The following is a 9,309-nucleotide window of genomic DNA, read 5'->3' on the forward strand; positions in this document are numbered from 1 at the left end:
GTGCGCGCTGTTCGTTCAGGCGGTGCGCCGGTCGGTGGTGTGCCGGTCGGCGTCGTGCCGGTCGGTGGTGTCGAGCGTCTGGGTGACCCACCGGCCGACGGGCAGGCCGTGTGCGGCGGCCTGCCGGGAGTAGTGCTCCAGCTGGTCGGCGGACAGCTCGATGGTGAGCGTGGTGACCTGTCGGTGCTGCTCGGTGGCGGCCGGCCCGACGGGCCGGGGCACCTCCCGCTTCCCGGCGTCCGTGCCCGGGGAGTCGCCGGCCTCGTCGCTCTGCGCGGCCAGGCCGGCGCGGAGCGCCCTGCGCAGTTCGTTGCGCGACCACTTCTGCTGTTCGGCCCTGCGCAGCCAGTAGTCCTGCTCCGGCGGCGAGAGGCGGGTGACCTCGGCGTGGTGGGCGAAGCTGAGGCCGTCGTGCCTGCGGTGGTGCTCGAACCGCCGGGCCACCCACGCGTAGTTGCGCAGGGTCTGGTAGTCGAGCCCGGTGCGCTCGATCGCCTCCTTGTAGCGCCGCCACCCGTAGGTGGCCTCACCGTAGAGCAGCCAGTCGGCGAGCCACCACGCGGAGGAGTTCACCAGCTCGCGCAGGTTCGCGCCGATCCGCTCCCAGGACCGCTCCGGCAGATTGGGGGGGAAGACCATCCCCGACTTCTGCACCGTGGCCTGCGACCCCACGAAGGACAGGACGTCGCCCTGCGCCGACGCGCGGCCGGCGTCCACGGGCCCCGGCCGGTGCCTGCCCGCGGTTCTCACAGCCCCCGTCACAACCTTCAACTCCCCACTCGAAGTGTCTTCCTGGGCGCGGACCGGTCCGGGGCGGACGACAGCGTCGTGCCGGCCGGGCCGCAAAAGCGGCGGCGGTCAGTCCGCCGCCATGGCCTCCTGAAGGCTCTTGGGCCGCAGGTCGGTCCAGTTCTGCTCGACGTACTCCAGGCACTCGGCCTTGGCCGCCTCACCGAAGACCACACGCCAGCCCGCGGGCACCTCGGCGAACACCGGCCACAGGGAGTGCTGCTCCTCGTCGTTGACGACCACGTGGAAACGGCCGTCCGCGTCATCGAAGGGGTTCGTGCTCAACTGGGCACCGTCCTTGTCGGTCAGGGGGTGACTCGGGATGGAAATCGCCTGGCCGGGTGCGCAGGGGCACCGGGCACGGATGGTCCGCCGGCCGGTGCCCGTCCGGTCGACGGGACACCCGCGCTGTCCGGTCGACAGGACAGCCGGCGCCGGTGGCGGCCCCGGCGATGCCTCGAAACCGTAGGGAGCGCGCCGCCGGCGCTACAAGGGCGACGGCCCCGCCGGCCCCCTGCCGTCGGCCCGCACCCGCGCCCCGCGGTGATCCTCTGTACCGGGCCGGTTTCGTGTGCCACGATGCCGCGCCCGCGGGGCCGCCGGGCACCGGGTGACCCCGGTCCGCGGACCGGCCGGGCAGCCCGCGGCGCCCCGCCCCGGGACCCGGCCGGGCAGCCGACGACGCCCCGACCGGACTCGACCGGGCCCCCGCGACACCCTGACCCCGGACTCGGCCGGGCACCCGGCAACGCCCTGGCACCCGCCGACGCCCTGACCCCGGACCTGGCCGGGCACCGGGCGACGGCGGGCCCGCGGACTCGGCCCGGGCCCGTTCGAGGCCGTGGACGGCACGGGACGCGGCCACGGCGCCGGACGCGGCCCTCCGCCCTCCCCCGCCCCTCCCCCGCGCCGGCCCCGCCGCCGCGGCGCCGCGCGGCGGCGGACGTACGGCCCGGCCACACCCGGTGTGCGTCGAACTCCCTTGCCCGCACCGGTGGAACGATCGATTCCGGCCTCCGGCGGGGCAGGGCGGCGAGCGGCGGGAGGGCGGCGCACCTGCGCCTTCTCGGCCACGGTGGCGCCGCACGAGTTGCCCGCGAGCCAGGTGACCTACGGTGCCGCCACGAACCGCACCTGTACGGATCCAGCCAATGTGCGGACGAGACGAAGAGACGGGGAAACGACGATGACGATGCGGAACAGGCCAAGAGCCGGCGTGGTCGGTCTGGCGGCGGTGGCCCTGACGGCCACCGTCCTCACGGGTCCCGCCCGGGCATCGGGTGACACGGCCGCGGGGGCGGCCGGACACCAGAGCACACAGGCGGCGATCGAGGCGGCCGTCGCGGCCGGTGTCCCCGGCGTGAGCGCCGAGGCGCGGGACGCCGCCGGTGTCTGGAAGACCGCGGTGGGCGTCGGCAACCGGGAGACGGGCGCGCCGCGCGGCAAGAACGACCGGTTCCGCACCGGCAGCATCACCAACACCTTCGTGGCGACGGTCCTGCTCCAGATGGAGGCGGAGCGGAAGATCAACCTCGACGACCCGGTCGAGCGCTACCTGCCCGGCGTGGTGAGCGGCAACGGCAACGACGGCGCCCGGATCACCGTCCGGCAGCTGCTGAACCACACCAGCGGGCTGTTCGACTACCTCGCCGACGTGCCGTACTACCAGACGTACACCATGGGCGACAGCTTCCTGCAGCACCGCTACGACACCCTGACGGCCCAGCAGCGTCTGCAGGTGGCCTTCTCCCACGCGCCGCTGTTCCAGCCCGGCGCCCGGCACGCGTTCTCCCACACCAACGACGTCCTGGCGGCACTGATCGTCCAGAAGGCCGGCGGCAGGACGTACGAGGACGAGGTGCGCCGGCGCATCATCGAGCCGCTGGGGCTGACGTCGACGTCCAACCCCGGCACCGGCAGCGACCTGCCACGACCCAGCGCCCGCGGCTACTCCAAGCTCTTCTACGACACCCAGCCGGAGCGGATCGACGACGTCACCGAGCTGAACGGCTCCCAGAACTGGGGCGACGGCGACATCATCTCCAGCGCCCACGACCTGAACCTGTTCTACCGGGCCCTGCTGGGCGGGAGGCTGCTGCCGGCGCAGCAGCTGAAGGAGCTGAAGACGACCGTCGTCAACCCCGACCTGCCGATCACGTCCTACGGGCTGGGCGTCGAGAAGCTCACGATGGGCTGCGGCGACATCTGGTACCACGACGGGGGCGTGGTGGGGTCGCTGACACTGGCCGCCTTCACCGAGGACGGCCGTCATGAACTCACCTTCAACTACAACGGCGACTGGGACGCGTCGGCGATCCTCCCCATCCTGAACGCCGAGTTCTGCGAGCAGACGTCCGGCTGACGCCACGAGGCAACCCGACCGCGTCCCACCAGGAGAGCAGATGACAGTGCGAGCAGCCGTGGCCGGAGCGAGCGGGTACGCGGGGGGCGAACTCCTGCGTCTGCTCCTCTCCCACCCCGAGGTACGGATCGGTGCCCTGACCGGGCACTCCAGCGCGGGGCGGCGGCTGGGCACCCTCCAGCCGCACCTGACCGCGCTGGCCGGACGGGAGGTGGGACCCACCACCGCCGAGGCCCTTCGGGGGCACGACGTCGTCTTCCTCGCCCTGCCGCACGGCCAGTCCGCGGCCGTGGCACGGGAGTTGGACGAGGACACGCTCGTCGTCGACTGCGGGGCGGACTTCCGTCTCGCGGACGCGGCCGACTGGGAGAGGTTCTACGGCTCGCCGCACGCGGGCACCTGGCCCTACGGACTGCCCGAACTGCCGGGCGCCCGCGAGAAGTTGGCGGGCGCCCGGCGCATCGCGGTGCCGGGCTGCTACCCGACGGCGGTGTCCCTGGCGCTCTTCCCCGCCTACGCGGCCCGTATCGCCGGGCCGGAGGCGGTGGTCGTCGCGGCGTCGGGCACGTCGGGTGCCGGTAAGTCGCCCCGGGCGGACCTGCTCGGCAGCGAGGTCATGGGGTCCATGCGGCCCTACGGCGTGGGCGGCGGCCACCGGCACACCCCGGAGATGGCGCAGAACCTCAGCGCCGTGGCGGGCCACAAGGTCGCCGTCTCCTTCACCCCGACCCTGGCCCCCATGCCGCGCGGCATCCTGGCCACCTGCTCCGCCGTGGCCCGGCCCGGCACCGGCGTCCAGGACGTGCGGGCCGCGTACGAGAAGGCGCTGGCCGGCGAGCCGTTCGTCCGGCTGCTGCCGCAGGGGCAGTGGCCCAGTACCGGGGCCGTGTACGGGTCGAACGCCGTCCAGGTACAGGTGGCCCTCGATCCGGCGGTCGGCCGGATCATCGCGGTCAGCGCCGTCGACAACCTCACCAAGGGCACCGCGGGCGGCGCCGTGCAGAGCATGAACATCGCCCTGGGTCTTCCCGAGGAGCTGGGGCTTTCCACGACCGGAGTCGCACCGTGATCCGGGGCGGCACGGACATCAGCCGCTGACGCGGCGCGCCGATTGAGGAGATGCATTGAGCGTCACCGCAGCACGAGGCTTCAGAGCGGCGGGCACCGCCGCGGGAATCAAGAACAACGGCAGCCCGGATCTGGCACTGGTGGTCAACGACGGGCCGCGCTGTGCCGCGGCCGGTGTCTTCACCTCCAACCGCGTGCAGGCGGCCCCCGTCCAGTGGTCCCGGCAGGTCCTGGCGGACGGCGGGATCCGCGCGGTCGTCCTCAACTCCGGCGGCGCCAACGCCTGCACCGGAGCGCAGGGCCTGAAGGACACGCAGGTGACCGCCGAGCGGGCCGCCGGCCTGCTCGGCCTGGACTCCGGTGAGGTGGCGGTGTGCTCCACCGGGCTCATCGGCGTGCCGCTGCCGATGGAGCGTCTCCTGCCCGGCGTCGAGAGCGCCGTCGCGCTGCTGTCCGCGGCCGGCGGCGAGGACGCGGCGCGCGCGATCATGACCACCGACACGGTGCACAAGACGGCCGCCGTCGCCCGGGACGGGTGGACGGTGGGCGGCATGGCCAAGGGCGCGGGCATGCTCGCCCCCGGGCTCGCCACCATGCTGGTCGTGCTCACCACGGACGCCGACCTGGACGGTGCCTGCCTGGACAGGGCGCTGCGGGACGCCACCCGCGTCACCTTCGACCGGGTCGACTCCGACGGCTGCATGTCCACCAACGACACCGTGCTGCTGCTCGCCTCCGGTGCCGCCGAAATCGCTCCCGCGTACGGCGATTTCGCGCAGGCCGTCCACGCGGTCTGCGCCGACCTGGCCCGGCAGCTGACCGGGGACGCGGAGGGCGCGAGCAAGGAGATCCGTATCGAGGTCACGGGCGCCGCGAGCGAGGACGACGCCGTCGAGGTGGGCCGCTCCATCGCCCGCAACAACCTCCTCAAGTGCGCGATCCACGGCGAGGACCCCAACTGGGGCCGGGTCCTGTCCGCGATCGGCACCACCTCCGCCGTCTTCGAACCCGACCGGCTCAACGTCGCCATCAACGGTGTGCGGGTGTGCCGAGGCGGCGGCATCGGCGAGGACCGCGCGCTGGTGGACATGAGCGGCCGCGACGTGGACATCGCCGTGGACCTCGCCGCCGGCACGGACTCCGCGGTCATCTGGACCAACGACCTCACCGCCGACTACGTCCACGAGAACAGCGAGTACAGCTCATGAGCCTTTCCGAGCGGGCGGGCACGGCACCCGTGCCGGACGGCCGCGGCACCGCCGCCGGCGACAGCACCGGCACCGGCACTGGTGCGGGTACGGGTGGGGGTGCGGGTGCGGAGAGCGGCGGGGCGGCCAACGCGGCGCTGACCGGCCGCTGGCGGGGCGTCATGATGGACAACTTCGGCACCCCCCGGCTGCCCCTCGTCGAGGGCCGGGGCTGCCGGGTCCGGGACGCGGAGGGCAACGAGTACCTGGACTTCTTCGGCGGCATCGCGGTCAACGCGCTCGGCCACGCCCATCCCGCGGTCGTGGGGGCCGTCTGCGCGCAGATCGCCTCCCTCGGGCATGTGTCGAACCTGTTCGTCGCCGAGCCGACCGTGCGCCTGGCCGAACGCCTGCTGGCCCTCGCCGGCCGCGAGGGCCGGGTGTACTTCTCCAACTCCGGCGCCGAGGCCAACGAGGCGGCCTTCAAGATCGGCAGGCTCACCGGCCGTACGCACATGGTGTCGACGACCGGCGGCTTCCACGGCCGCACCATGGGCGCCCTGGCGCTGACCGGCCAGAGCGCCAAGCAGCGCCCCTTTTTGCCGCTGCCGGGCGAGGTCGCCCATGTGCCCTACGGGGACGCCGCGGCCCTGCGCGCCGCCGTCACCGAGGACACCGCGCTGCTGGTGCTGGAGCCCGTGCAGGGGGAGAACGGCGTGGTCGTGCCGCCGCCCGGCTATCTGCGGGCGGCCCGCGAGATCACGGCGGCGACCGGGACCCTCCTGGTCCTGGACGAGGTGCAGACCGGCATCGGGCGCACGGGCCACTGGTTCGCGGCCCAGGCCGAGGGCGTCGAGGCGGACGTCGTCACCCTCGCCAAGGGCCTGGGCGGCGGTCTGCCCATCGGCGCGACGCTCGCCTTCGGCGCCGCCGCGCAGCTGCTGACGCCCGGCACGCACGGCTCCACCTTCAGCGGCAACCCCGTGGTGTGCGCGGCCGCCCTCGCCGTCCTGGACACCATCGAGCGGGACGGCGTCCTCGAGCGGGTGGTCCGGGCCGGGCGGCGGCTGCGGCACGGCCTTCAGGACCTGGCCCATCCGCTGGTGCGTGAAGTGCGCGGCGCCGGACTGCTGGTGGGCGTCGTGCTGGAGGGGGATCTGGCGTCGCGCGTGCAGCAGGCCGCCCAGGACAGGGGCCTGCTGGTGAACGCGGCGGTGCCGGACGTCATCCGGCTCGCCCCGCCGCTGATCGTGTCGGACCGCGAGGTGGACACCTTCGTCGAGGGGTTCGGGGCGGCGCTGTCCGAGGTCCGCGGCGATGTCCGCGGCGAGGTCCGTGCCGGGGCGCGCGGCGGCGTCCGTGCCGGGGCCGATGTCACCGCGGAGCGTTCACCCTCACTTCATTGCAACTAACCAAGTCGGCGACGTTGCATTAGATTCATATCCATTGCAACAATTAAACAGCGTTGAGCTGCTTCAATGCACATGGTGCGCAACAGACTTGTTGCCACATCATTGAATGCAACGTAGCGTTTTCTGCATCGGAAAACACGAGCCCAAGGAGCCCCCGATGCAGAAGACCGCGTACGCGACGCAGAAGTTCGACACCCCCGCCCCCATCCGCGCCGAGGTGGACATCCCCGCCGGACGCATCCGGTTCGTCGCCGCCGACCGGGCCGACACCGTGGTCGAGGTCCGGCCCGCCGACCCGGCCAGGAAGCGCGACGTGAAGGCGGTCGAGGAGATCCGGACCGCCTTCGGCGACGGTGTCCTGCGCATCGCGGCCACCGAGGCGCCCCACCCGCTCCGCGGGCACCGCGGGTCCGTCGAGGTGACCGTGCAGCTGCCGGCCGGCTCCGGGGTCGAGGCGAAGGCGGCCGCCGCCGAGTTCCACGGCGTCGGACGCCTCGGCGACGTCGCCTTCGCGGGCGGCCACCGCTCGGTCCAGGTCGACGAGGCCACGAGCGCCCGCCTCACCGTCCACGAGGGCGAGGTCTCGGTCGGCCGCCTGAACGGCCCCGCCGAGATCAGCGTCCACAGGGGCGGCATCCGGATCGGCGAGGCCGTGCGCGGCACGGTCACCCTCGCCGTCCGGCACGGCGACATCACGGTGGGCGCCGCCCCCGGCGTCTCCGCCTCCCTGGACGCCGGAACCGGCTACGGCCGCATCGACAACTCCCTGCGCAACACCGGCACGCGCGACCTGGACGTGTACGCCACCACCGCCCACGGCGACATCACCGCCCGCAGCCTGTGACCGCCCGCACCCCCGAAGGAGCACCCCTCATGAGCACCGTGGCCATCGCGGCGAACGGGCTGCGCAAGTCCTACGGCGACAAGACCGTTCTCGACGGCATCGACCTGACCGTCCCGCAAGGAACGGTCTTCTCCCTGCTCGGCCCGAACGGCGCCGGCAAGACCACCGTCGTCAAGATCCTCTCCACCCTCGTCCGCGCCGACGCCGGCGAGCTGCGCGTCGGCGGCCACGACCTCGCCGCCGACCCGCAGGCGGTACGTGCCGTGATCGGGGTCACCGGGCAGTTCTCCGCCGTCGACGGCCTGATCACCGGCGAGGAGAACATGCTCCTCATGGCGGACCTGCACCACCTGCCCAAGAGCGAGGGCCGGCGCGTCAGTGCCGAACTCCTGGAGCGCTTCGACCTCGTCGAGGCCGCGAAGAAGCCCGCCTCCACCTACTCCGGCGGCATGAAGCGGCGCCTGGACATCGCCATGACCCTGGTCGGCGGTCCCCGCATCATCTTCCTCGACGAACCGACCACCGGCCTGGACCCCCGCTCCCGCCACACCATGTGGGGCATCATCCGCGAACTCGTCGCCGGCGGCGTCACCGTCTTCCTCACCACCCAGTACCTGGAGGAGGCCGACCAGCTCGCCGACCGCATCGCCGTGCTGAACAACGGAAAGATCGCCGCCGAGGGCACCGCCGCGGAACTGAAGCGGCTGATCCCCGGCGGCCACATCCGGCTCCGCTTCACCGACCCCGACGCCTACCGGTCCGCCGCCTCCGCGCTGCGCGGCGCCACCCGGGACGACGAGGCGCTGGCCCTGCAGATCGTCAGCGACGGCACCCAGCAGGAACTCCACTCCATCCTCGACTGGCTGGCCGCGGCCGGCGTCGAGGCCGACGAACTGACCGTGCACACCCCCGACCTCGACGACGTGTTCTTCGCCCTCACCGACAGCGGCAAGCTGCCCCACCAGCCCAAGGAGACCCTGCGATGAGCTCCCTCGCCCTCGCCGTGCGCGACTCGTCCACGATGCTGCGCCGCAACCTCCTGCACGCCCGCCGCTACCCCTCGCTCACCCTGAACCTGCTGCTCACCCCCGTGATGCTCCTGCTGCTGTTCGTCTACATCTTCGGCGACGCGATGAGCGGCGGCGCGGGCCGCTCCGCCTACATCGCCTACATCGTCCCCGGCATCCTGCTGATGACCATCGGCTCCACCGTCGTCGGAACCGCCGTGTCCGTCGCCACCGACATGAGCGAGGGCATCATCGCCCGCTTCCGCACCATGGCCATCCACCGAGGCTCCATCCTCATCGGGCATGTGATCGGCAGCGTCCTGCAGTCGGTGATGAGCGTGGTCCTGGTCGCCGCCGTCGGCGTGGCCATCGGCTTCCGCTCCAGCGGCGCCGGCGTCCTGGAATGGCTGGCGGCGTTCGGCCTGATCGCCCTGTTCGCCCTGGCGCTCACCTGGATCGCGGTCGGCATGGGCCTGGTCAGCCCGACCGCGGAGGCCGCCAGCAACAACGCCATGCCGCTGATCCTGCTGCCGCTGCTGTCCAGCGCCTTCGTCCCGCTGCACTCCATGCCCGGCTGGTTCCAGCCGATCGCCCAGTACCAGCCCTTCACCCCCGCCATCGAAACCCTGCGCGGACTCCT

The 9,309-nt window shown here is 72.9% G+C and carries 9 protein-coding genes; 7 read left to right on the top strand and 2 right to left on the bottom strand.

Annotated elements, in window-relative coordinates; all coding sequences use genetic code 11:
• Nucleotides 1-15: 15 nt before the first annotated feature.
• Both ACFYW9_RS39810 and ACFYW9_RS39815 read right to left on the bottom strand, forming a co-directional pair.
• On the bottom strand, nt 16-717 hold the full coding sequence (locus ACFYW9_RS39810) for an LmbU family transcriptional regulator (protein ID WP_389159903.1): 702 nt from the start codon (nt 715-717) through the stop codon (nt 16-18).
• A 141-nt stretch (nt 718-858) separates the two neighbouring features.
• Complete coding sequence (locus ACFYW9_RS39815) at nt 859-1,074, bottom strand: MbtH family protein (RefSeq protein ID WP_351867713.1); 216 nt, start codon at nt 1,072-1,074, stop codon at nt 859-861.
• A 901-nt stretch (nt 1,075-1,975) separates the two neighbouring features.
• On the opposite strand from ACFYW9_RS39815, the gene ACFYW9_RS39820 reads away from it, so the two are divergent.
• The 7 genes from ACFYW9_RS39820 to ACFYW9_RS39850 form a co-directional block, all read left to right on the top strand.
• Nucleotides 1,976-3,151, top strand: coding sequence for a serine hydrolase domain-containing protein (locus tag ACFYW9_RS39820; protein WP_389159904.1), 1,176 nt, complete (start codon nt 1,976-1,978; stop codon nt 3,149-3,151).
• Between the two features lie 40 nt (nt 3,152-3,191).
• Nucleotides 3,192-4,220: an N-acetyl-gamma-glutamyl-phosphate reductase gene (argC, locus tag ACFYW9_RS39825; protein ID WP_389159905.1), complete on the top strand. Its 1,029-nt coding sequence runs from the start codon at nt 3,192-3,194 to the stop codon at nt 4,218-4,220.
• 55 nt (nt 4,221-4,275) lie between these two features.
• Complete coding sequence (gene argJ, locus ACFYW9_RS39830; RefSeq protein WP_389159906.1) at nt 4,276-5,427, top strand: bifunctional glutamate N-acetyltransferase/amino-acid acetyltransferase ArgJ; 1,152 nt, start codon at nt 4,276-4,278, stop codon at nt 5,425-5,427.
• Between the two features lie 161 nt (nt 5,428-5,588).
• Nucleotides 5,589-6,818: an acetylornithine transaminase gene (locus tag ACFYW9_RS39835; RefSeq protein WP_389159910.1), complete on the top strand. Its 1,230-nt coding sequence runs from the start codon at nt 5,589-5,591 to the stop codon at nt 6,816-6,818.
• 157 nt (nt 6,819-6,975) lie between these two features.
• The gene (locus ACFYW9_RS39840; protein WP_389159907.1) at nt 6,976-7,662 is read left to right on the top strand and encodes a hypothetical protein; all 687 of its coding nucleotides are present in this window, start codon (nt 6,976-6,978) and stop codon (nt 7,660-7,662) included.
• 29 nt (nt 7,663-7,691) lie between these two features.
• Complete coding sequence (locus tag ACFYW9_RS39845; protein WP_389159908.1) at nt 7,692-8,648, top strand: ATP-binding cassette domain-containing protein; 957 nt, start codon at nt 7,692-7,694, stop codon at nt 8,646-8,648.
• Nucleotides 8,645-9,309 (top strand): ABC transporter permease (locus tag ACFYW9_RS39850; protein ID WP_389159909.1); only part of this gene is annotated, 665 nt, incomplete at its 3' end. The genes ACFYW9_RS39845 and ACFYW9_RS39850, both read left to right, overlap by 4 nt.

It is taken from the genome of Streptomyces sp. NPDC002698 (assembly GCF_042888945.1).
Classification (GTDB): Bacteria; Actinomycetota; Actinomycetes; order Streptomycetales; family Streptomycetaceae; genus Streptomyces.